Raw genomic sequence first — 23,388 nt, 5'->3', positions numbered from 1 at the left:
TATAAGGAGAGAAGAAAATGAGTAAGGGCGTGATAACGAAAGGACTGTGCGGTTTGTTACTGGCTATGCCGCTCTATGGTTTTGCCGACAACAGCAATCCGGATCTGATCGCCGGCTATACCTCGCAGCAACTGGCCGATGCACTGCCGACGGTTGTCGATGGTTTGAAACGGCAGAGGGTGGAGGTGGATGCGAAAGAGCATTCGGTACAGGCGGAATATGTGGATACCGCAACCAAGCGTAAGGCGCTGGTCACCATTTATACGCCGCCGTTGGCAAACGGGCAGGCGGTGGCTGGCGACAGTGAACTGGATGCCGTGGTCGCCAGTTCCGAAAAAGAGATGCTGCGCCAACGCATCCGGCCGGAAAAAAAGGATCTGGTTGCTGATGGCTCACCCAAATTCCGTTGCCTGTTGACCATTCTGAATGACCAGGTGGTGCATTCGCTGTGCTCTGCCGTGGTTAAAGGCCGTATCGTTGAAATCCAGCCGGTGACGCTGGTGGACAACAAATTGTTTGAGCCGGCGCAGCAGCGTCAGGCCAGCGTGGCGCTGGCGATTGGGAAAAATCTGCTGGCGGCAAAATAACCACATTTTTGCCCGACTGCTCAGCCCTTGCCTTCCGGCAGGGGCTTGTTTTGTTGAGAATCACGGTGCTGATGATGACAATCAATCATTTTTGATTGAAATAAAGCATTGTTTTGCACGAAATGTGATTTATGTCACCCAATTTTGCTAAAAAAACACCATTTTATTCCGATAAGTAAAAATATCTGTCGCCTTTATCACGGCGCCTTCCACCCAGTCGGAGAAGCAAGGATGAGTGTGTTTGGGAATTATGTGCGAAATCTAAAGATCTCTCACAAGATGTATGGCGGATTTGGCCTTGTGCTGCTGCTGGTTATTTTGGCGTCGGCCTTCAGCTCGGTCCGTTTTTTCATGATTCAGGATTTGTATGTCAAAAGTTCGATCATGAATGAAATGGGAAACTTTATTGATCTTACCCGAATTGCCCGTATTAAATTCACGTATTCGCTCAATAATGACAACCTCAACAACCTGAATAAATACCTTGAACAAGCTCGTCAGCTAAATGAAAAAGCCAACGCGCTGCGTTGGGATGCGACGTATCAGAGCGATTTTAGCAATGTGGCGCAGGACTTTACGGAATACGCCAAAAATATCGATCGTGTCAAAAACAGTGTTGACGGCATGAACGATGTCACCAAAGAGATCGCCGCGCTTGACCAGAAAGAAGCCCTGAGCGATGCGCTTTACACCAGTTTAAGCGATACCACTCTGTTGCGTCAGTACCATCAAACCACCGTGCTCTACGCACAGCTGGTGGATAAAGTGCATCTGTTGCAAAAGGAAGGCAGCGAAGCGGCGTTTAAATCGATGCAGGGGGGGTATGATCAGGCGAAAAAATCCTTCGACACCCTGAATGGATTGCTCCCTGCGGAGGCTAAAAATAGCGTCGGCGAACTCGGTAACCGAATTGAGCGCTATAACCAGAGCGGAGTGAAATACAACGACAAGGTTAATCAGTTGAGAACGACTGATTCCGCGCTCAGGGCGACCGGTGACAAACTGATTAGCGATATCGATGGCATTCTCAAAAAAATCGGCGTTCGTAACAACGATATTATCAATAACTCGGTGTTCCAGACGGTCATTTCCGGCATCGCCGCTGTAGTGCTGGGGCTATTCATTGCCTGGTCGGTTACCCGCCAGATTACCCGACCGGTGATCGCCAACCTGAAACTGGCGGAGAAGATCGCCGGCGGCGATCTGTCGGCCAGTGTGGTGGTGGAACGCCATGATGAGCTGGGGCAACTGACGCTGGCGATGATGTCGATGACTGAAAAATTGCGTCAGCTGATCGCCGATATCCGGCACAGCGTCTACAGCGTGGCGAAAGCCTCTTCGGATATCGCCGCCGGTAACAATGATCTGTCGTCGCGTACTGAACAGCAGTCGTCGGCGATCGTGGAAACCGCCGCCAGCATGGAGCAGTTGACCGCCACGGTGAAAAACAACGCCGACAATGCCCGGCATGCCAGCCAGATTTCCGAGCAGGCTTCCGGTAACGCCAATCGGGGCGGCGAGATCATCCACAAGGTGATCCAGACTATGGATGATATTTCCGGTAGTTCGAAAAAGATTTCCGATATTACCACCGTCATCAACAGCATTGCGTTCCAGACCAATATCCTGGCGCTGAACGCCGCGGTGGAAGCGGCGCGCGCAGGGGAACAGGGGCGCGGTTTTGCGGTGGTGGCCGGCGAGGTACGTAATCTGGCGCAGCGCAGTTCCCAGGCGGCCAAAGAGATTGAAGGGCTGATTTCAGAATCGGTGACCCGGGTGAATACCGGGACGGTGCTGGTGTCGGACGCAGGGAGCGCGATGGATGACATTATGGCATCCGTCAAACGGGTACACGACATCATGGGCGAAATCGCCTCGGCGTCGGATGAACAGAGCCGCGGCATCGCGCAAATAGGCGCGGCGGTATCGGAAATGGATACCACCATTCAGCAGAACGCCTCAATGGTGCATGAATCGTCTGCGGCGTCGAATTCGTTGGAAGATGAGGCGGCGAAGTTGTCGCGGCTGGTGTCGGTATTCCGCCTGTCGCCACAGGATGAGCCGGCGCTTGCCGCTCGCCCGCGCATGGCGGACAGCAGAGCGCAGATAGCGGATCGCAGCGCTCGTCCCGCCGCGTTGCCCGCCGGTCGTTCAGACAGTTCGTCAGCGGATAACTGGACGACTTTCTGAGCCGACGTATTCGGTATGACAGAGAAAAACGGCAGGCCCTGGTGGCCTGCCGTTGTGTTTTGGGATGGGCTGAACAATACGTCAGTTAAACCAGCGCAGCAGACGATCCAGAATCAGCGCCGGCAGCGTGAAATCCGGGTCGGCGAACGTGACGCCCTGCGCGCCAAGATGCGAAAACAACGGCAATGTCAGCGCCGGCAGCACGCACAGCAGCAGACCATTCAGGCTGCTGGCGATCACCGCGCCGCGCACGCCGCCGGTGGCGTTGCCGAAAATGGCGGCGGCGCCGCCGGTGATAAAACTGGCCATGATGCCGGGCACGATAATCGGCAGCCCAATCAGCGGGAACAGCAGAATGCACACCAGCTCCACCGAGAAACTGATCAGAAAGCCGATCAGTGTGGCGTTGGGCGCTTTGGTAAACAGCACCATCACATCGACCGCCGGAATGGCGCCGGGAGCGAACACATTGGCGAAGCCCTTGAACGCCGGCACGATTTCAGCCGTGAACAGGTTCACGCCGGCCTTGGCCAGATAAAGACCGCAGGCGAAGGTGGCGGACTGTTCCAGAATGAAAATCACCACGTTTTTATCCGCAGCGCCCGCGCCGTACACCATCACCATCGCGTCCCTGATTTGCGGCCGGGTGGCGAACAGGCAGGAAAGCAGCAACAGCACCAGCATGGTCAACAGCGTGGCCACATTCGGTTCGCGGAGAAAGTCGAAGCGTTGACTGAGCGTCAGATGTTCGGTGTCGCTGTTTTTGTTGCCGAACCATTTTCCCATATACGACCCCAACACATAGGACGAGATGGCGGCATGGGAAATGGCGTATTCGTTGGAGCCGATGATGGTGCGGCTGAATCGGCTGAGAATATAGGGCGACGCGGCCATGTAAAGGCCGATCAGCATTGAGGACACCACAATGATGGTGGTATTGCTGTAATTGAGCTGAATCAGTACCGCGGTAAAGGCAAAGGCCATGAACAGCACCAGATGTAGCGACAGGTAGATGTATTTCAACCGGGTAAATCGGGCCAACAGAATATTCAACACCATGGCGAACAACAGGATCAGCGCGGCGGTCGCGCCAATCTTGTCAATGGTCGCCGCCATGATGGCCTCATTGCTGGGCACCACGCCGACAATATCGAAGGCATGAGAAAACAGCGAACTGAAGGCGGTCAGCACTTTCATCAGAATGCTGCCGCCAATTTTTATCATGGTAAAACCGATAAAAGACAGAAAGGTGCCGGTAATCAGGCGGGAAAGCGGGGCGCGCTGAAACAGCAACCCGAGAAACGCCACGATGGCGATAATCACCGCCGGGGTTTTGACCAGACTAAGCAAAATATCCATATTTCTTCATCCATAAAGTTAACGGTTATTCTGTAAAGCGTGAAAACGGGCCGTATTCACGCGGAACGGGTGATTTTTGCATTTTTCAAAACGGCGTTCCACTTCAATTTGATGATGTCTGATTTTGCCCGGCGCAGGCGTATAGCGGTGGTATGAATGCGGTACGGCTGGGGAAAAGAGACGGCGAACCGGGCGGCCCGCCGCAGGGTGACTTAACGCAGATTCTGCGGGAAATTGTCCGGCAGGTCGCTGGCCGGGCAATTGATAACGTTGTTATCGTCTTCGCCGCAGTCGCGCACAAAGGTAATGGTGGCGAATTCGTCAATCACTTCAGTCGGGTAGGCCGGTCCTGCCGCACGATAAGACTCCATCAGCGGAATGTGATCGTTCTGGAAGCAGACGGTTTTTTCCGGGTTATTGATGACCCAACGGGGGAAGAAAATGGTGCCGTGGAAAATCCGATCGCCCAGATTGATGATCAGGCTCACGTCGGTGCCGGTCGGTTCCGTCCAGGACACTTTGTAAACGTCGCGGGCGACGCGGGCGATAAACACCAGCTGGTCCTTCACCCAGCGATTGCCCACGATGCCGCTGTGAATGCGGTAATCCAGCGTGTGATCGTTTTTCACGTAGATCTCGTAATTCCAGCCGTTGTCGTAGGTGTAGACCAGATGTTTTCCCACAAAACCGCTGAGATCCTGTTTGTCGAAGCTACTCATACTGTTTTCCTTTTGTTGACTTAGAGCCTGTCCCAATAGGCTATTTTACTTGCCATTTGGGCCCTGGGCAGTGCTCGAACTCCTCACGTACTACGTCTACGCTCCGGGTTCTCCGCGGCTTCCCATGTCCAAACTGGCTACGCCAATTACGCCTATTGGGATAGGCTCTTAACGGGAGTATAAAAGCGGATTAAGTTGATGAATAACGCTGTTTTTAGCGCTAATTAATTTGATAATTAGATGAATTGAGGCGATGGCTGAACGATACACTCGGTACACAAAGGCGGGCTGAAGCATGATGTTGACGAAAACCACACTGGAACAATGGACGCTGCTGCAGGCGGTGGTGGAGCTGGGCGGTTTTGCCCCGGCGGCGCAGGCGTTCAACCGCAGTCAATCTTCGGTCAGTTACCAATTGTCGTTGATGCAGGAGCGGCTGGGTGTGTCGCTGCTGGCGCCATCCGGGCGCAGAACGGTGCTGACGGCGCAGGGGCAGCAATTGCTGGCGCAGGTGATTCCGTTGCTAAACGCTTTTCAGGCGCTGGAGTCGCGGGCGGAAGTGCTACGGCGTGGCGGGCGAGCCAGAATCGATCTGGTGGTGGACAGTATTTTTCCTAAATCCATGCTGTTTAGCGCGCTGCGCACCTTTCAGTCTCGCCACCCGCATACGCAGGTGCATCTGATGGAGGTGCTGCGTAGTGAAAGCCGGGCGCAACTGGCGGATTATCAGGCGGATATCTGGCTGATTTCCCGACCGTGGGAGGGCATCAACCGGGGGCGGCTACTGATGGAAATGGCGTTTGTGGCCGTCGCCCGGGGTGAACATCCGTTGCACCGGCTAGCCGCGCCGTTATCGTTTCAGGATCTCGCAGCGTATCCGCTGATTGAAATCATCGACCGGCAACAGCAAAAAGACAGTTTGCGTAAGCCGGCCAGCGCCGAAAACTGGACGTTCACCACGGTCGAAGCCGCGATAGAAGCCGTCATGCATGGCGTCGGTTATGGCTGGATGCCGGAGGCGCGCATCGCGCCCTGGCTGGCTTCCGGCGATCTGAAACCGCTGCCGCTGCCGCAGGGCGGTCGGCGTTTCACACCGTTGTATCTGGTGGTGGAGGAAGAAAAACAGCCCTGCGACGCAGAGGTCGCCACTCTGGTGACATTGCTGACAGCCGCGGCAACGCCAGCCTGAAAAGTGACGTTGTCACCCAGGCTTGCCGGCGGTTTACACCAAACGGCCGTCAGGCGAAATAACGTGCTTTGAACGGCATCAACGCCGCGCCAATCACCGACGGGTCGTGCTGGATCCGGCTTAGCAACAGCTGGGGATAGTGGGCGGCGAGGCCGTAACGCGGCGGCTGTTGGATCGGCGGTACGTCGAGCAGCATCTCGCCCAGCGCCGTCGGCAATTCGCCGCCAAACACGATAGCGGCCGGGTCAATCACCGCCCGCAACGCGTCAATCGCCCGGTTCAGGTACGGCCTGACTTCCGCCACCCACTCGTCCACGCCCGGCCATTGCGGGTCGAACTGCTGGCGCAGGGCGCTGACCCGCTGGATATCGATCCCGCGCGCATTGAGCCGCTTGAGCAGTTCGCCCAGCGCCGGGCGGGAGGTGAATTCCTGTTCGGTATAAATACGGCTGATTTCCCCGGCATTGCCGAACGCGCCGGAAAAAGGCTGCCCATTGAGGATGAGGCCGGCGCCAAACCCGTAATTGAACGACAGGTAGCCGAAGGTGGGGTATTGCAGCCCCGCGCCCAGCACGGATTCGCCGATGGCGCCGGTGGTGGCGTTGTTCTCCGTCCAGACATCCAGATCGAACAGGGTTTCCAGCTCGCTTTTAAGATCCACCAGTGACCAGTCGCGTAGCGGTTCCGGTGCATTGAACAGCCGTTTCTCTTCCATCAGATAACCGGCGATGGCGAACCCGATGCCGACGACGGCCGACGCCGGAATGGCATAGCGTTGCAGCGCCTTGCGCACCCGGTCTTTCAGCGCAAACATCGCCCGCGTGCGGTCATCCAGCGCGATATCCAGCGTTTCTTCATGCACGACCTGGCAACTGAAATCGCACAGGCAGAACGCCAGCATATCGGTATTTACCGAAATGCCGATGCTGTAGCGCGCGGCGGGCGTCAGCTCCAGCGACGGGCTGGGTTTGCCGCGTCCGTGTACGACGCTTTCGCCCAGCCTCAGCAGTCCGCGTTCCAGCAGGCTGTCGATGATGCGGTGTACCGACGGTTGGGTGAGGTTGGTCTGTGGGGACACCGCCGAACGCATGATGTGCCGATGGCGGCGGACAATGTCCAGCACCATACGTTCGTTCACGGTAATGCTTTCGTCAGCGTGAAGTATTGACCGCATCAGACGCCAGTTCCAGAGCGAGTATTCATGGTGTGCCGATCCTTTTTATATCGCTAAATCGTGCGGTTAAATCAGCGCCAACGAGGCGTCGCCGCTAATGCATATCGTGTGAATTATTAAACATAACGAATGATAATTTCACCATGCATGATATACAACCCCAAAATAAGCGTGTCGAAAACGAATCTGTAGGATGTTTTTATATATTTATCTTGATATCAATAAATTAAGCCTTCTTCTTTTGACTACATCTTTGCAACATATCTGTCATTATTATTATGCATACTGCATTATAAGTTGAATTAACGACGTTTTCACCTTGCTGAACATGATGCCTTGCGACTCACGGGAGACTATGTAATGAGTAGACTGGAAGTGGAGCGCGCCAGTGTGGCCTACGGTGATGTTGCTGTCCTCAAAGGGGTGTCGTTTGACGTTAACGAAGGAGAGTTCGTCACGCTGCTGGGGCCGTCCGGATGCGGCAAAACCACGCTGCTGCGCGCCATTGCCGGTTTTGTCCCGCTGGACGGCGGGCATATCCGCATTGGCGGCCGGGAAATGAACGGCCTGGAGCCGGAAAAACGCAATACGGCGATGTGCTTTCAGTCTTATGCGCTGTTTCCCCACCTGACGGTATCGGAAAACATCGCCTTTGGATTACAGCAGCGCAAAATACCGCGGGAAGCGTTGAGCCACCGGGTCGTTGAAACTGCGCTGACCGTGGCGATGGCCGGGCATCTGGATAAATTGCCCACCCAGCTATCAGGCGGTCAGCAGCAGCGAGTGGCGCTGGCGCGTTCAATGGCGGTGCGCCCGGATGTGATGTTGTTCGACGAGCCTTTGTCCAATCTGGATGCCCGGCTGCGCGAGCAACTGCGGTTGCAGATCCGCGCCTTGCAGCGTAAGCACGGTTTTACCGCGGTTTATGTGACTCACGACCAGGCGGAGGCGCTGGCGATGTCCGACAAGGTTGTCGTGATGCACGGCGGCAGCGTGATTCAGTCTGGAACCCCGCAGGAGATTTATCACCGGCCGGTCAACCGCTTTGTGGCCGATTTTATCGGCACCGCCAACATTATGGTGGGGACAGTCACCGCGCGGGATGGGGACGCCGGGCAGTATCGGGTCGCCACCGCGCTGGGCGAATTCACAGTGGCGTCGGACGAGCCGCCGGCTCAGCAGCGGGTCTATCTCTGCTGGCGGCCGGAAAACGCCTGCCTGCTGTCGTTGCCCGCGCTGGGGCAGAATATCTTTTCGCTGCGGGTTAAACGCCAGACCTTTCTCGGCAATCTGACGGATGTTGAAGGCTATCATCAGGATACCGACAACGTTCATTACCGTATCCAACTGTTGGGTTATCAGCCGCTGCTGGAGGGCGAAACCTACTATTTTTCGCTGGCGCCCGGCGCGTTGCGGTTTTTACGCGAGGCGGTGGCGGCATGAGATCGTCGTTGATGGCTTACCTGATGCTGCTGCCGGGGCTGGGGATCATCATGCTGGCGATGGGCGCGGTGCTGGGGATGGCGTTTTCCCAGTCGCTGGGGTTCTTCAATTTTGCCGGTGACAGCGGGTTATCGCTGCGTTTCTGGCAAACCATGCTGACCGACGAACAACTGTGGCGCTCTTTTTTCTATTCGGCGCGCATTGCGCTGCTCAGCGCGCTGCTGTCGGTGGCGCTGGCCTACCCGCTGGCGATTTGGCTGCGCAAGCCGTTTCCGGGGGCCGTCACCCTGCGTGCGTTGCTGAAAGCGCCGCTGCTGGTGCCAGGGCTGACCGCGGCGTTTCTGTTCGTCAATTTCATCTCTTATCAGGGGTTTCTCAATGTCGCCATGCTGCGGCTGGGGCTGACGGAGCGGCCGATTCGGATGCAAAACGACGCCAGCGGCATCGGTGTGGTTCTGTTGCAGATCTGGAAACAGATGCCGTTTGCGTTGCTGCTGCTGAGCGGTTCGGTACAGGCCATCGGCGACGCGGTGCTGGACGCCGCCCGTAATCTCGGCGCCGGCGCCTGGGTCCGTTTTCGCCGCATTGTGCTGCCGCTGACGCTGCGGGCGTTGCAGACGGCGATGATGCTGATCTTTATCGGCGCCGCCGGCGATTTTTCCTTTCAGTCGGTGGCGGGGCCGGTCAATCTCAATTCCATGTCGCAACTGATGCTGCGCGTGCAGCAGTCGGGCGCTGAGGGTTGGAATCAGGCGGCGGTGGTGGCGGTGATGCTGATGCTGTTGTCGCTGGCGGGCGCCGGGTTGTTGGCGGTGGCGGCGCGCGTGGTTGTGAACGGGATGAGGAGATAGCCGATGCAACAGGCTGTGATTGACCGACTCAACCGCCTGCTGGTAGCGGTGATCCTGCTGCTGGGGACCGTCTGGCTGATTCTGCCGTTTGCTATGGCGGTGCTGTGGTCATTGGTGGATCCGTCGCACCCGTGGGCGTACCCGGATGTCTTCCCGCCGGTATTGTCGCTGCTGCGCTGGCGTGAATTATGGCACAACACATCGCTGCCCGACGCGCTGTTGCACAGCTATCTGCTGGCGCCGATGGTGACGCTGACCTGCCTGCTGTTGGCGATGCCGACCGCCTACGCGTTTGGTCGGCTGTCGTTTCCCGGCAAAGGGCTGGCGCAGGCGCTGACGCTGCTGCCGATTGTGTTGCCGGGGTTCGTGGTGGCGATCTTCTTCTCCTCATTGCTGACGCGGCTGGGCGTGTACTCGCGCTTCATGGGGATCTTTCTCGGTCACACGGTGCTGTTTCTGCCGTACGCCATCCGCATTCTGAGCGTCTCTTTCAGTCAGGTCCGGCAGGATCTGGTGGATGCGGCGCGCAACCTGGGGGCCTCCCGACGGGAAATCTTCCGGGTGGCTTACTGGCCGGCGCTTCAGTCCGGGACGATGGCGGCGATGATCATGGTGTTCATTCTGTCCATCGAAGAGTTTTCCGTTTCCTACATTGTGGGCGCGCCCGACTTTATCACCGTGCCGACCATTCTGTATTCGTACCTGGGTTATAACTTCATTCGGCCCAACGCGGCGGTGGTGTCGCTGATTCTGGTGGTACCCAACGTGGTGTTGATGCTGCTGATGGAGCGCTGTCTCAAAAATGTTCCGGCGTCTGCGTTCGTCAACAAAGGATAGCGACGATGCCGCTTAACCATTCAGGGGAATCTTGCATGCTTACTCGACTCAAGCTGTCAAACCTACGAAAGCTGATGGCGCTGCCGGCACTGCTGTTGCCGTTGTATCCGGCGCAGGCGGCGGAGCTGAACGCGATGTCCTGGCAGGATGTGGAGGCGCAGGCGCGTCAGGAAGGTCAGCTTACCTGGTTCAACTGGTACTATCAGGACCGGTTGCGCGAAGAGGTGAAAGCGTTCGAGAAACAGTATGGCATTCGGGTCACCATTCCGGATGGCGAGGCGATGGCCAGCATCAATAAACTGCTGGCGGAACAGCACCGTGAGCAAGGCGATATCGACGTAATCTCGGTGGGCGGCAGCCAGTTCGGGTTGTTAAACGGACCCAAACTGTTCTGGGGGCCGCTCAGATCCCGGTTGCCGGCCGGCGACAAGCTGACCTACCAGATCGAAGGGGTCGATACCCAGGGCTACGCGGTGGCGTTCTGGGGCAATCAGACCGTTATCGCCTACAATTCGGCCCGCATCGACGCGGCCGCGCTGCCGCACTCACTGCCTCAGTTCGAACAGTTTCTGGTGAAAAACCCCGGTGAGTTCGCCTTTAACGTGGAAAATGGCGGCTCCGGTCCGGCGTTTATCGAATCCGTCACCCGGGCGTTGGTCACCGACGTGAACTACCGCGACGGCAATGCCGCGCCGGAGGTGTTGCAACGGCTTGCGCCGTCCTGGCGCTGGTTCAACCGTTACAAAAGCAGCATGGTGATCAGCGCGTCCAATGCCGACAGCATTACCCGACTGAATGCCGGCGAATTTAAACTCGCCGCGTCATGGGAGGATTTGGTGCTTTCGCTACAGCGCAAAGGCGAAGTGTCGCCGGACATCAAGTTCTACCTGCCTGATTTTGGCATGCCGGGCGGCGGCAATGTGGTGGGGATTCCGGCCAACGCCAAACACAAGGCGGCGGCGTTACTGTTTATCCACTGGCTGACGCAGCCGGACACGCAACAGCGCTTTCATACGCAGTTCGGCACTGCGTTGTTGACGCCGACAGGCGACGGCGCTCAGGCGGCGGATGCGCTGGATCGGTCGCGCAGTTTTGCCTGGGCGGCCAAGCCGTTGGGCGATGAAATCAAAAAGCAGTTTATCCAAAACGTGATGCTGAAATGACATCGCGCGGCCTTGTTATGACGTTTGAACCGTTGACGTTTAGCCAACTGATGTTTAACCAACTGAGGCTTGAACAACGATGTTTGGACAACTGACGTTTGAAAACCGTTTTCTGTATCCGACGCGGGCAAGGCCGAACGTATTTTTAATTCAACATATTTGCTTACTCAACACCGATGCATTGAAACACCAGGGAAACCATTATGTCTGATGCGATAACTGATCACCTCCGTCGTCACCGCGTGGTAAATGACGCGCTAATCGCCCACCGCGGCGCCTCGGCGCTGGCGCCGGAAAATACGCTGGCAGCCATGCGTAAGGCGGCGCAGCTGGGAGCGACGTGGCTGGAGGTGGATGTCAAACTGACGCGGGATAACCAGCCGGTGATCATCCATGATGATCGGGTGGATCGTACCACCAACGGGCGCGGCTGGGTCGCCGGCCTGACGCTGGAGGAAATTCGCCGGCTGGATGCGCGAGCGCAATTCGGCGAAGCGTTCGCCGGGGTGACCATCCCGACGCTGCAGGAGCTGATCGCGTGCGTGCTGGAGCTGGATATGGGATTACAGCTGGAGCTGAAACCGACGGCGGGTGACGACGTGGAAACGGCGGAGGTGGCGCTGGGCGTGCTGAAATCGATGTGGCCCGCCAACCGCGACCGCCTGTTTCTGTCGAGTTTTTCCGTTCGTTCCATCCAGGCGGCGGCGCGACTGATGCCGGATGTGCCGCGAGCGTTTGCCGTGGTGGTGCCGCCCAAACGGCCGGTGGCGTTGTTGCAGGAAACCCACTGCCAGATTTTGCACTGCCTGTCGGCACTGCTGGATGACGAAGCCCAGCACATTCTGGCGGACAGCGGCATCGAATACGCGGTGGCGATCGTCAATGACGCCGCACAGGCCCGGCGCTTCCTCGCTAATGGCGCGCAGACGATCCTGTCTGATATTCCTGATTTGCTGGGTTGATAACTGGAGTGGGTTGATAACCGGAGGATGTCATGTCTGATCTGCAGTTACGCTTTGAGACCGCCAACACGGTCATGGAGGAAGCCGCGTTGCTGGCGAGGCAGTTGTTTGCCCGGCGTGACAGCGTGGTGGTGGAACAGAAATCCGCCAATGATTTTGTGTCGGATGCGGACCGGCAGGTCGAGCAGTTAATCCGCGACCGCCTGCGGGAGGCGTTCCCACAGGACGCTATTTTGGGCGAGGAAATGGGCGGCGAGGCCGGCGATAGCTTTTGGGCCGTCGACCCGATAGACGGCACCACCAACTTTTTGCGCGGTTTGCCGTTGTGGGGCATTTCCATCGGATACGTCGAAAACGGGCTGGCGATGGTCGGCACCATTGCGTTGCCGATGCTGAACCTGACGCTGTCGGCGGCGATCGGCTGCGGCGTATGGCGTAACGGGATGCCGTATCGCCGTCAGGTGCCGTTCAGCGAAGTCCGTCTGGTGGCGCTGGGGGAAAGCAATAAATGGGCGGCGGCGGAAGTGGCGATGCTGGACGGCTACCTGCGCGACGAAGGCTGGGCGGTGGCGCGCTATCGCTGCGCTACCGTCGGGCTGGGGTTTGCCGCATTGGGGTTTACTGACGGTTATGTGGAGAAAAACACCAGCATCTGGGATATTGCCGCCGGGGTGGTGATCTGTACGGAAGCCGGGCTGGTGGTGAAATATCGGGGAAACTATGAGGTGGGCGGTATGCATGTGGCGACGGCCACCCCCGATGTGCAACAGATTGTGGAGCCGTTTTTCAGCCTGTGACGCGCCCAAAAAAAGCACCGCCAGACTGGCGGTGCGGGAAAGGGAAGAATTAAAGCGCGTTACTCATTCCGGGCGTACGACTTATTTTCGGGCGTACAACTTATTCCGGACGCATTACTTGTTGATGAACGAGCGCGGTTTCGGCGGCGTAGCGGCCAGCGCAGCCTGAATACGCATTGGGTTGAAGTAGTTGCGCATCAGCCGGATACGGTGGTCGTCGGTGAATTCATACCGTATCGCCCAGTCGTAGCTGTAAGGCACGCGGGTCGATTTGGTGATCCCCTGCTGGCTGCCGTAAGCCATCGCCTGATTGTCGCTGAAGAAGACTTTTTCCACTACTTCGCTACTGAATTCTACCGTCTGGCTCATCAGCGACCAGAAACGGGAGAAGCCTTCGTGACCGTAGAACACGCCGGTATAAGGCACATCCACCGGGCCGGTCATGTCCCATACCAACTGTTCGCTCAGGCAGGTCAGCGCCATCGGCAGATCGCCAGCGGCATAGGCCTGACCGAGTTTCTCCAGCGTCGCCTGATTGTTGGAGAACGTCACCGCCTGACTCTTGGCCTGGAAACGCGGCGGCGGCGGCGGGGTATATTCGAACGTCGGCGCCGCGCGGTAGGCGTTGTCGCCGGGGAATGGATGGGAGACGATCGCCCGGAAATCCTCACGCAGCGCGCCCATCGCCATCACCGCCGGGGTGAGTTTTAACGGGCGGCCGGACAGCGCCAGTTGCAGGTTTTCCAGCAGTTCGCAGTAGCGACGGTTGAAACGCATAATCGCCTTGTGCAACTCGCCTTCCGGATAGTCGCTGACTTTGGCTGCGCTGTGGGTTCTGACCGCTTTGTCCCATTCGATCGTCAACGGGTCACCGGTCGGGCCGCTGGCGATGGTGTCGCCGCGCGCATACAGACGCTCGCAGTAGATTTCGTTGAAGCGATAGTAGTGCGGGACGTCATTGTCGTCGCCCTGCCAGATATTGTGCGGCGAACCCTCGCCCTGATCGCAAATCTGACGCAGGCTGGTGATCGCACTGTCCAGATCGGTCACCGGAACGACAGTGCCGTAGGAGCCGTGGCAGAACTGCTCCGGCTCAATCTGGCGCGTAGGGTCGCCGCAGAACACGGCTTTTTCGCCGAAAGACTCTACCGCCGCTCGCAGGCGCGACTCGATATAGACGTAGTATTCACCGATCGACATGTCGCTGCAGACATGGCTGGCTACCACTTCCGGGCGCACATATTTCGGGTGTTCGATTTGCATCGCCTGATGTATGGCGTGCTGAGAAAACGGGTGCAGCTGAATTTCCAGGTCTTCGATGCCGAACGGCAGCGTGGCCGGGTAATCGGGTAAAAAGTCGGGGCCGCTGATATTCGGCGTGCCGCCCACGGCATTCAGCAGGTTGCCAACCATGACGAAATGCAGCATTTCTTCAATCACGACGGAATGGATCACATCAGGGACACGCGGATCGATGTCGTCATCCATCGTATAGAGCATGGTCAGATAGGGGGGGATCACCGCGTGTTCCAGCACCATCGCTTTTTGCAACAAGTCCCGAATATCGTCTAATTCGTGAGCCAGATCCTTATGGCTGGTTAGTTTGACATAACCTTTTTCCCTGAACATAGTGTCCAAATCTTGGTGTGCGGCGTGTTCGTTTAAGTTCATGATGTTATTCCGTCTTAGTCAGTTGCGGCAGTGACGAAGTGTGTAGTTAGTCTTATCTATTTATTCGTAGCATGAAACCCGAATATCATCATCTTTTGTAGCGCTTTTTTCGCGTTTAACGTGTGCTGGCACACATTCTGTCCAGTTCGGAAAGAATTGTGTGCGCGGCCCATAGCGTCAGCGCCGCCAGCGTCAGGGTGGGCGGCGCCGTTCCCATGCTGACCATGTTTCCAGCCCCCACCAGATAGAGATTCTTATGAATCCAGCTGCGCTGTTGACGATCAACCACCGAATGATGAGGCGAGCTGCCCATACAATGAGTGCCGGCGATATGCCCGGCGCCGACGAACGCCAGCGGCTGCCCCTGACAGGTAAAGTAGCCGGGGTCGGCGGGCGAATAATGGCTGTGATCGCGAATGCCGGCGTGGCGGAAAATCTGCCGCATGACGGTGCCGGCGCGCGCGACGCCGGTGCGGGTGTACAGCGACAGGTCATAGTGGATTACCGGACGGTAATTGCCCAGCGCATCGCGGTAGTCAGGATGAATGGTTACCCGGTTGTTGTATTCCGGCAACTGTTCCACCAGGCAGCGCGCGCTGAATTGCCGTGACAGCCGTTCGCGCATTTGACTGCGTAAGCGGGGACCGCACAACGGCTCCGCCAGCAACTGTTCGACATCGTGATATAAGGCGTCGACCGGCCAGCGCCAGCCGTCGTTGCTCAGCTCGATGCGATAGGCCGCCCGATGGGCGCGGGCCGCGCCGCCCCGCATGGCTTCGATCCCCGAGGTGGTAAGCGGACCTCGCATCGGCCACAACGGCGCATCGGCCCGACCCCAGACCGGCAGCACCGGGTGATCCATCAGATGTCGTCCCACCAGATCATTACCTTTGCAGGCGTCGGACGCCAGCAACAGCACCGCATTGGCAATGGCGTTGCCGGCCAGCACATAACGTCTGGCGCTGACGGTATGCAGGTGATGCAACGCCGTTTCCTGATGCACATAATGGCGAAACTGAACGCCGGTGACGGCATCGGTCGACGGGTCGATCAGCAACTTGTGCGCCACGCTACAGGTGACGACGTCCAGCAAGGCCGGATCGGCGTCTTCCAGCGTTTTCAGTGCGTTGTAGCGAGCCTGCGTTGGGCAGAGCGGCGTGCAGTAGCTATTGCCGGAGCAGCGCAGGCCAAGGTGCGGGCTGCCTGCCGCACCGCGAGGATGATAGCCGCGGCCGTGGTCATAACCGGGGTGCGGCACGCCGTTGCGCGCGGACGGCGTGCCGCGCAGGGTCAGCGGCGTAGCCTGTCCGTCTTCCATGACCGTCATGCCGTTGAGGCGGCGCGCCAGTTGTCGATCGCCCCAGGCGGGGGGAAGACCTTGCATCGGATAAACATAATCCGGCGGAAACCGGATCCCCAGATAAGCCTGCTCCTCCACATTGGCCGAGACGCCCAGTTCGTACTCCGCCGCCCGATACCAGGGTTCAAGGTCGTTATAGCGCAACGGCCAGTCCAGCCCGATGCCGTAGCGGCTTTGCAGCTCAAAATCTTCCGGCAGCATGCGCATGGCGCTGCCGAGCCATTGTAGCGAGGTGCCGCCGAGCTGGCGGCAATAGGTGGAACTGAATGGCAACGGGCCGCGTTGCACCAGATAGCCGCGGTCGTCATAACCGTCGGGCATCAGGGGCTGGAGGGCGGTATCGTGCGGCGCCGGCGCGTTGACGTTACGCGGCCCGGATACCTGATGGCTTTTACCCGGGTGTTGCCGATAACGCTGCAGCGTCTGCCGGTATCCGGCGTAATGCAGGTTCTCGCCGTCGCCCGCCTCCAGTATCAGGCAGCGTTTTCCCCCGCGTGTCAGGGTTTTGGCCATCAGCGCACCGGCAATGCCGCCGCCGACGATCACCACGTCGTAATCGGTCTGCTCAGCCTGATGAGGGGTAATGACATTCATCCGCGCGTTCTCCACTCAGCAATGGGCGGCTCGGCCCAGGCGCCGAACTCCTGCTGGCGGATCGCCTGTGGGTGGGCGTGGATGGCCTGCCAGATCAGCGCTTCGCGCCAGGCGGCGTCGCTGAGAAAATAGGTGGCGGCGTCCGGCTCTGGACTGATGGGGACCCACTGACCGGTGTACCACAGACGCAGCAGACTGCGGGCGATTGGGCCGAGCGTCAGTGATGTCAGCACCGTGGCTTCCAGCCAGTTGAGCCGTAATGCGTCATCATTCGGTTGCGCCGCAAAGTCGTGCAGCAGTTGTTTGAACGGACCGGCGGCGTTGTGCTGCAGCCAGGTGAAATAGTCGCGGGCCAGCCCGGTTCCGGTCAGTTCAAACTGACTGAAACCGGTAAGCAGGGCGGATAAGGTCATGAAATCGTCAAAGGCGGTGTCGGGTTCACTACTGTTACTCATGATGCGTTACCTGTGCCATGTCGTGAACAGCTGAGAGAAAACCGCGCGTCTGAGTCGGGCGTCAGGCGTCGTGGAGCGGGGATATCAATCGTTTTCCGGCGACGTTGCCGATCAGGCGACATCACCGCAGTCTGGTATGTCAATACGGGTGTTAGTGCGTTTTAGAACACACCCAATGGATAGCTGTAACCCGATATCCCTGGAAGGAAGGGCCAATCCGTTTTCCTTTACAGGAATAACCGAGTGGTCGTCATGATGGTGGAAAAAAGAGCGGGGTAGCCTGCGTTCCTTTTTTTAGCGTCACAGTGTTGTTTTAAACCGGGCGAATCAAAGAAAAAAACATGGCAATAAAAGTATTCGTTACACATTCGGTACCACAGTGCATACCCCGTGTAAAACTATGACGTGAGAGCCGCGTTTTTGCAAGACCAGCCTGATTTCTAACGTGATTTTATCGAAATAGGGGATAAGGAAAGCAGCATAATTATTTGATTGTGTAAACTTTTATGCTGAAAGGGCGGAGCATAACGCTCCGCCGCAGGGGTTAGCTTTCGGCCGGTTTGATCAGACCCAGAATCGCTCCCAGACGTTCGCGCTGTTTGGGTTTGATATCACGCCCGGCCGCATAGCCGGCGTTCTGGATAATCATCTCGTTCAGGCCGATCAGCCAGTCATAAATGTAATAGGCGGTATTGTTGACCGGCGTCGCCGACAGTCTGGTCAACCGGCGGGAGGTGCCGAAGTTGGCGGTCTGCTTTTCCGGTTTGGCAAAGATCTTGTTGCCTTTGTTGACGCGGCTGTCCGGTCGACTGGCTTCGGGCACCTGCTGGAAACCCAACCAGGCGACGAAATCGCCGAGGACGTTGAGCGCGCGCGATACCTGGCGATCCGCCTTGCTTTCCCGGTTAATGCCCAGTTGCCCGGAATCCACCAGCATGGTTTGCAACTCATCTTCAATCTTCAGCCGCACGCTGGCCGTAATCAGTTCCTCCACCAGCATTTCGATGGTAGGGCGGTTAATCCCCAGCAATTCAATGATGGCGATGTTTTCCGGCAGGTTACGCAGGTGGTTGATCCAATACCGGTACAGATTACGGGCGAACTCCGCTTCATAGCTGTGGTTTTCGGTTTGTTCTTCCTCGGTCGGCGCCGGGGCGATGACCGTTTCGTCTTCTTCGCTCGGGTCGGCGTCGTCGCTGAACAGGTCGATATCCATCCCGACGCCAAACGGTTCGTAGCTGGCCAGCGGCACCGCCGTATCCTGCGTTTCCTGATAGGATGCGAAGTTGCGTTGCGTCTGTTCCTGCTGTTGCAGATACAGTCGGCGCAGTTCATCGCGGGAGGGCAATAACCGCTCCAGCAGCTCGCCGTGCACGCCGGTTCGGGTTTGCAACGCCTTGAGCATCGACTCGGCGATATGCTGTTTGTGCGCCGGATCATCAGCGCCGGCCGGCTGATACCAACTGCCGAGCAGGTTATCGGACAGCTCGCGCTGCAATTCGCTCAGCTGTTCGTTGATTCGCCCCAGCTTGACTTCACGGCGGACTTCCGCGTCCAGCCAGGCCGCCATCCGGTTGATGCCGCGCTTGTCCATCGCCAGCATGGTGCCCCAGGCATCGCCGGGGTTACCCACGTAACGCTGCACCGCTTCATCGTTATTGTAACCGTGGGTGAAACGCCGGTCATGACGGGTCACCGCCCAGATCAGGCCGGGTTTACGGCGGCTGCGGACCTGCGGGTTTTCGCCCTGGGTATGACGCACCCAAAAATCCAGCGCCCGGCCGACGTGGCGCACGTCCGCTTTGCAGGCGGCGGCGGTACAGACCATCAGCAGATTCATTTCCTGATCGTCGGTATAACGCTCCAGCAGATAGGCGCGTTTGGCGCGTAGCAACGCGCGGGACAACGGGTGAGGCTTGAGGCGCAACAGCCGCTCCGGGTTGTCCTCGTCCGGCTCGAATTCCGGCTCGTCCTGCAGGCTGAATCCCGGAAAATCGAGCAGGTCCACCTGTTCGAACAACGTTTCCTTTGGCGGCGACAGCAGCGGAATTTGCACTTCGGCCGCCAGCATAAGCAGTTCCGCCAGCGACAGCTCCACATTTCTGGCCGCGCGGCCGTTGACGATGGGGCGCACCTGTGCGCTGAGATCGGAAGGGCTATTGAGCCGGTCGAACAGGCTGGCGTTGAAAATACCGCTGTCGGGCTGCAACGATTCATCCACCAGCAGGCTGATCGGCGCCAGTACCTTACGGGCGCCGGACAATTGCTCCAGCGTGTGGGCGAAATGACGGTAGAGCGAGGTGTATTCCGACTGTTCGCCCCACAGAACTGAGAACAGGCTGGCGCGGTCGTCGATGCTGAGATGCGGCGCCAGTTCCACCGCCAGCGGCCAGAATTTGCGTTCCAGCGGCTTTTGACGTCGGGCGTCGTGGCGCACCAGATAATCCCACAGCGCGACCACGTCATCGCCGTTCAGCCCCGGTACCGCTTCCTGCTGACGGTGCAACGACAGGGTTTTCAGGTGCTCGGCGATATGCTGCTCGTCGAGCTCCGGCGCAGGGTTTTGGCTGTCTTCCAGTACGAAGGCATAGGCCATAATACGGGCGATATCGGCCTCGTTGAGCAACTGGACCTGCACCGGATTCGGGGTGTTTTTACCTTCAGCCTGCCGGGTAAAGCGGGTGACAAAAGCCGGCTGCTGGTTGTCCGGATTGATGTTTTTCTGGTAATCCAGCGTGACGCCGCCGACGGAGGTTTCAATGCGTCCGTTTTCGCCGCCGGCCAGCGAGGTCAGCAGATAGGTTTTGCCGCCCTGAGCCAACCCGAACATGCCCATGGCGATCTCTTTAAGCGACGAATCGGACAGCCCGCGGGCCTTGTTGCGGCAACGCCGCAGCTTAACGATGAGTCGATCGGCTTCCATATCCAGGCGCGGAACGTTGCGCCGGGTTTCATCCACCCAGGCAATCGCCTGATCTACGCCTTGCGAAACGGACTGTAACTGACGGCTGAGACGGCTCGACAGCTGTTTGGGCGTTAATGGTTTCATTTCTTGAAGACGCTCCCGCTATCGATCCAGTAATGTGCCATGCCGGAAACCGTGCTGGACAAGGTATTGAGTTTCAGCCTTAGCTGATGCGGCGAAATAGCGAGCCCGGAGCCCAGCACCGCGTCGGCGATCTCGACGCGTTCCGGCGTGAGATTATCATCGCCCGGCACCACTTTCAGGCGAACGTGCAGTACGCTGTCGCCGGCCACCTTGCGGGCCAGTTCCGGATCGACGATCGACAACGAATAGAGCGGCGACGCGGGCCAGCGTTCGTTGTCCAACTGGCGGAAGCCGAGACACAGTGAGCCGCGCACTTCGAAACCGGACTGATCGTCCAGCGTGAAATCGGCGTCATCCAGATCGATATCGTTATAGTAGACGTTATCGGCGGTGAGGGTGTGGCTGCTGTCCAGCATCCCGAGATAGCGCACGGTGGAATAGGGTTCGAAATCGCCGGCCTTGAAGTAGAAACCGGGCAGGCGCAGATCCAACGCCAGCAGGCACAGCATCGCCCCCACCGCGGCGGTGGATTTCGGGTTTTCGATACGTCCGCGCTTGTTAAACGGATACCAGTCGCTGGTGTGATAGCCATCCAGCGACATCATGCGGTTAATCGGCAGCGGCTGCAGGTGGCGGAATAGCGCCTGAATGCCCGGAAAACGGGACGGCCGGCCGGTCAGCAACAGCACGTCGCAGGCATACAGCGACACCACTTCCGACATCAGCCGCAGATGCTGGGTAATGCTCATGCGGTTGGCCAGAAATTCGCTGTGCAGCTTGGCAAGACGCAGGATCAACGGCACCTGCAGGATGTCGAACGGGGTTTCCTCGTCCGGCAGTTCACGCTGGATCTCGTTGTTGACGTATTCCAGCACTTTGCGCGTCGGCGTCTGCGGCAGCATTTCACCAAACGTGGTGTCGATTTCCGCGTTCAGATCGAGCGGATCGAACTGTTCATAGGCTTCCAGAATCGCCTGGCCGATAGGAATGAACATCTGCAACGTGACCTGCTGGCGCAGCGTCAGCTGGCCGTCCATGCGGCCTTCGCTGCCGAACAGGCGGGTCATCAGGCTGTCCGGGCTGGTGACGCCGGCTTTTTTCAGCGCGACCTGCAACGCGGGCAGGACATACAGTTGGATCACGTCCAGCAGGATGTCGTCGCCGGCGACTTTAAACCCTTCACGAAACAGCAGGCGGGGGATGATTTTGACGTTGCTGCCGACGCCGTCGTCCAGCCAGTATTGGGTAATCGCCAGATCGGTAGTACCGCCGCCGATATCGATAGACGCGATACGCAGGGTTTTCCCCGGCTGCTCGTCGTCCGCCAGTTCTTTGTCCGGGCGCGCCATGCTGGCGAAGAACGCTTCCGCCCGGCCGCCGAAATTCACCTGCGCTTCGTTATAGAGGTACACCATCTGTCCGCAGGTGGCTTCATCCCACTCCATCTGAACGTCCGGCACCGGCACGCTGCTGCGGCGCTTGTCATCCTCTGTCAGGAAATCCTCATCGGCCGGGTGCCAGCCCATCGCTTTCCACACCAGCCCGATCGCTTCGATCATGCGGCGGCGGAAGATCTCGCGTTCCGGCTTAGGCATGGCCGAGGGCAGGGTCAGAATAATGTTGCGCAGCTGGCGCGGCGCGTTGGCGTGAATCATCTTCAGGCGTTGGGCGGCGCTGTTCATTTGCATCAGCGCCTGCGCCAGCAGCTCGGAAAGCATGAACGTCATTACCGAACTGCGGCTGTAGTGCGGGTCGAACACCGGCAGGCGCTCGTCCAGCGGCAGGCTGAACAGCGGCTGGCCTTCATCGTTGACCAGCATGGTCAGCGGCATGGCGGTCGCCAGCGGCTCCTGCTGACGCGGGCTGTTGGTCTGGCTGAAACGCCAGCCCGGCACATATGGCTCTTCGTCCCACAGATAGCGGCGCGGGCTGGAAATACCGCTGGAGCCTTCGGTTCCCTGACGCTGCAGCGCCAGACGGCTGGCCTCGCGGCCGACACGGGTAATGGACGGCCAGACAAACGCATCGTCGCGGCCGCTTTCGAAGGAAAAATTCTGCTTGCCGAAACGCGCCTGGGCGAATTCCACCCGGCTGTCGAACAGCTCGTTGTACAAATAATGGGGCTGGCCCAAATCGCGGATCTGTAGCTCGTAGGTCTGCTTGAGGCCGTTGCTCTCGTCGGCGTGATCCTCCACCAGAATCCCGGCGGTGTGGGAATTGCCGACATCCAGAATCAGATCCACATTGATGGCCGGTTCTTTCAGCGTACTGCTGGTGATGCGGATTTCCGGCACATCCAGCAGCGTCGCCATAATATCCAGCAGGTTCAGGTAATGCGCCTGATATTCGAATTCACGCAGATTCTGGCGGATATCGCGGGGTTTGCGGCTTTCCACCTGCAGCGCCTGCTGGGAAAACGCTTCGCGCAGCCAGCCGTCCACCCAGGTCTGGTCGAGAAAATCGTCCAGTTCTTCACTGCGATAGGCCAGCGTGAATAACCGCCCGGCGTTGATGTCGTTTTCGCTGGGCGCCAGCGCTTCCAGATCGTGGCTTTCAGGATAAACGCGGGTATCGAAGGCCAGACAGAGGCGGTGGGTGTTGCCGTCATCGTCCGGTTCGCCCAGCTCCAGCACCTGCACCCGCGCCCAGTTGTTCGGGCCGCCCATGAAGGTACGCGGCGGGTTAAAGCGGAAGAACGGCAGCGGCAGCCATACGTTGCTCAGCAGACGCAGCGACTGTTCCAGCGTGTAACTGGATTCCGGGTTGACCGCTTCCGGCAGCACCTGCATATCGCTCGGCAACGCGTATTTGCCGCTGTGTTCGTTGTACGTCAGCCGCAACAGCGGCCCGTTGGCGCTCTTGCGGACAAAGCGATTGGCGAAGCTTGACCGGGCTGGCGGGAGCTTTAACGCAAAATCGAGAAACTGAATACCGCTATTCTGAATCAGCGTAATGTGTTGTTTGTAATCTGTCAGTGTTGCCAGCATG

General features: G+C 58.3%; 17 protein-coding genes. 9 read left to right on the top strand and 8 right to left on the bottom strand.

The features are described 5' to 3' along the window. The first annotated feature begins 17 nt into the window (after nt 1-17). Both CVE23_RS11455 and CVE23_RS11450 read left to right on the top strand, forming a co-directional pair. Complete coding sequence (locus CVE23_RS11455) at nt 18-587, top strand: hypothetical protein (protein WP_038919097.1); 570 nt, start codon at nt 18-20, stop codon at nt 585-587. A 231-nt stretch (nt 588-818) separates the two neighbouring features. Beyond that, nucleotides 819-2,777 (top strand): methyl-accepting chemotaxis protein, encoded by a 1,959-nt coding sequence (locus CVE23_RS11450; RefSeq protein ID WP_100849577.1) that lies wholly within the window; start codon nt 819-821, stop codon nt 2,775-2,777. A gap of 81 nt (nt 2,778-2,858) precedes the next feature. Here the strand turns inward: CVE23_RS11450 and CVE23_RS11445 are convergent, their stop codons facing one another. Together CVE23_RS11445 and CVE23_RS11440 are read right to left on the bottom strand one after the other, a co-directional pair. After that, nucleotides 2,859-4,136, bottom strand: a complete 1,278-nt coding sequence (locus tag CVE23_RS11445; RefSeq protein WP_100849576.1) for a PTS ascorbate transporter subunit IIC — start codon at nt 4,134-4,136, stop codon at nt 2,859-2,861. 212 nt (nt 4,137-4,348) lie between these two features. Next, nucleotides 4,349-4,855, bottom strand: coding sequence for a phenolic acid decarboxylase (locus CVE23_RS11440; protein WP_038919094.1), 507 nt, complete (start codon nt 4,853-4,855; stop codon nt 4,349-4,351). Between the two features lie 298 nt (nt 4,856-5,153). Here CVE23_RS11440 and CVE23_RS11430 point away from each other — a divergent pair, with 298 nt between their 5' ends. Then, nucleotides 5,154-6,044 (top strand): LysR family transcriptional regulator, encoded by an 891-nt coding sequence (locus CVE23_RS11430; RefSeq protein ID WP_100850456.1) that lies wholly within the window; start codon nt 5,154-5,156, stop codon nt 6,042-6,044. A gap of 49 nt (nt 6,045-6,093) precedes the next feature. On the opposite strand, the gene CVE23_RS11425 is transcribed toward CVE23_RS11430, so the two are convergent. Beyond that, entirely contained in the window at nt 6,094-7,218 is a 1,125-nt protein-coding gene (locus CVE23_RS11425) for an ROK family protein (RefSeq protein WP_038919093.1), read from the bottom strand. Between the two features lie 360 nt (nt 7,219-7,578). On the opposite strand from CVE23_RS11425, the gene CVE23_RS11420 reads away from it, so the two are divergent. The 6 genes from CVE23_RS11420 (at nt 7,579) to CVE23_RS11395 (ending at nt 13,271) form a co-directional block, all read left to right on the top strand. After that, nucleotides 7,579-8,661, top strand: coding sequence for an ABC transporter ATP-binding protein (locus tag CVE23_RS11420; protein ID WP_100849575.1), 1,083 nt, complete (start codon nt 7,579-7,581; stop codon nt 8,659-8,661). Further along, nucleotides 8,658-9,512, top strand: a complete 855-nt coding sequence (locus CVE23_RS11415) for an ABC transporter permease (protein ID WP_100849574.1) — start codon at nt 8,658-8,660, stop codon at nt 9,510-9,512. Before CVE23_RS11420 ends, CVE23_RS11415 begins: the two co-directional genes overlap by 4 nt. A gap of 3 nt (nt 9,513-9,515) precedes the next feature. After that, nucleotides 9,516-10,349 carry an ABC transporter permease gene (locus tag CVE23_RS11410; RefSeq protein WP_038919090.1) on the top strand — a complete coding sequence of 278 codons (834 nt, stop codon included), beginning with the start codon at nt 9,516-9,518 and terminating at the stop codon, nt 10,347-10,349. Between the two features lie 35 nt (nt 10,350-10,384). Then, nucleotides 10,385-11,512, top strand: coding sequence for an extracellular solute-binding protein (locus tag CVE23_RS11405; protein WP_100849573.1), 1,128 nt, complete (start codon nt 10,385-10,387; stop codon nt 11,510-11,512). 203 nt (nt 11,513-11,715) lie between these two features. Then, nucleotides 11,716-12,474, top strand: a complete 759-nt coding sequence (locus tag CVE23_RS11400; protein ID WP_038919089.1) for a glycerophosphodiester phosphodiesterase family protein — start codon at nt 11,716-11,718, stop codon at nt 12,472-12,474. Between the two features lie 32 nt (nt 12,475-12,506). Next, the gene (locus CVE23_RS11395) at nt 12,507-13,271 is read left to right on the top strand and encodes an inositol monophosphatase family protein (RefSeq protein WP_038919088.1); all 765 of its coding nucleotides are present in this window, start codon (nt 12,507-12,509) and stop codon (nt 13,269-13,271) included. Nucleotides 13,272-13,385: 114 nt separating this feature from the next. Here CVE23_RS11395 and CVE23_RS11390 read toward each other — a convergent pair whose 3' ends face one another. The 5 genes from CVE23_RS11390 to CVE23_RS11370 all read right to left on the bottom strand — a co-directional run bounded on the left by CVE23_RS11390 (nt 13,386) and on the right by CVE23_RS11370 (nt 23,387). Continuing rightward, nucleotides 13,386-14,942, bottom strand: a complete 1,557-nt coding sequence (locus tag CVE23_RS11390; RefSeq protein WP_100849572.1) for a ferritin-like domain-containing protein — start codon at nt 14,940-14,942, stop codon at nt 13,386-13,388. Between the two features lie 115 nt (nt 14,943-15,057). Continuing rightward, complete coding sequence (locus tag CVE23_RS11385) at nt 15,058-16,896, bottom strand: GMC family oxidoreductase (RefSeq protein WP_100849571.1); 1,839 nt, start codon at nt 16,894-16,896, stop codon at nt 15,058-15,060. Then, nucleotides 16,893-17,351, bottom strand: coding sequence for a hypothetical protein (locus CVE23_RS11380; protein ID WP_100849570.1), 459 nt, complete (start codon nt 17,349-17,351; stop codon nt 16,893-16,895). The genes CVE23_RS11385 and CVE23_RS11380 overlap by 4 nt, the downstream gene beginning before the upstream one ends. A 544-nt stretch (nt 17,352-17,895) precedes the next feature. Continuing rightward, the gene (locus CVE23_RS11375) at nt 17,896-20,400 is read right to left on the bottom strand and encodes a putative virulence factor (RefSeq protein ID WP_100849569.1); all 2,505 of its coding nucleotides are present in this window, start codon (nt 20,398-20,400) and stop codon (nt 17,896-17,898) included. Further along, nucleotides 20,397-23,387 carry a virulence factor SrfB gene (locus CVE23_RS11370; protein ID WP_100849568.1) on the bottom strand — a complete coding sequence of 997 codons (2,991 nt, stop codon included), beginning with the start codon at nt 23,385-23,387 and terminating at the stop codon, nt 20,397-20,399. The genes CVE23_RS11375 and CVE23_RS11370 overlap by 4 nt, the downstream gene beginning before the upstream one ends. Between the last annotated feature and the right edge of the window lies 1 nt (nt 23,388).

Source organism: Dickeya fangzhongdai, assembly GCF_002812485.1.
GTDB classification, from domain to species: Bacteria; Pseudomonadota; Gammaproteobacteria; order Enterobacterales; family Enterobacteriaceae; genus Dickeya; species Dickeya fangzhongdai.
Note: the sequence above shows the minus strand (reverse complement) of the source record. Positions and strands in the feature narration are given on the sequence as shown.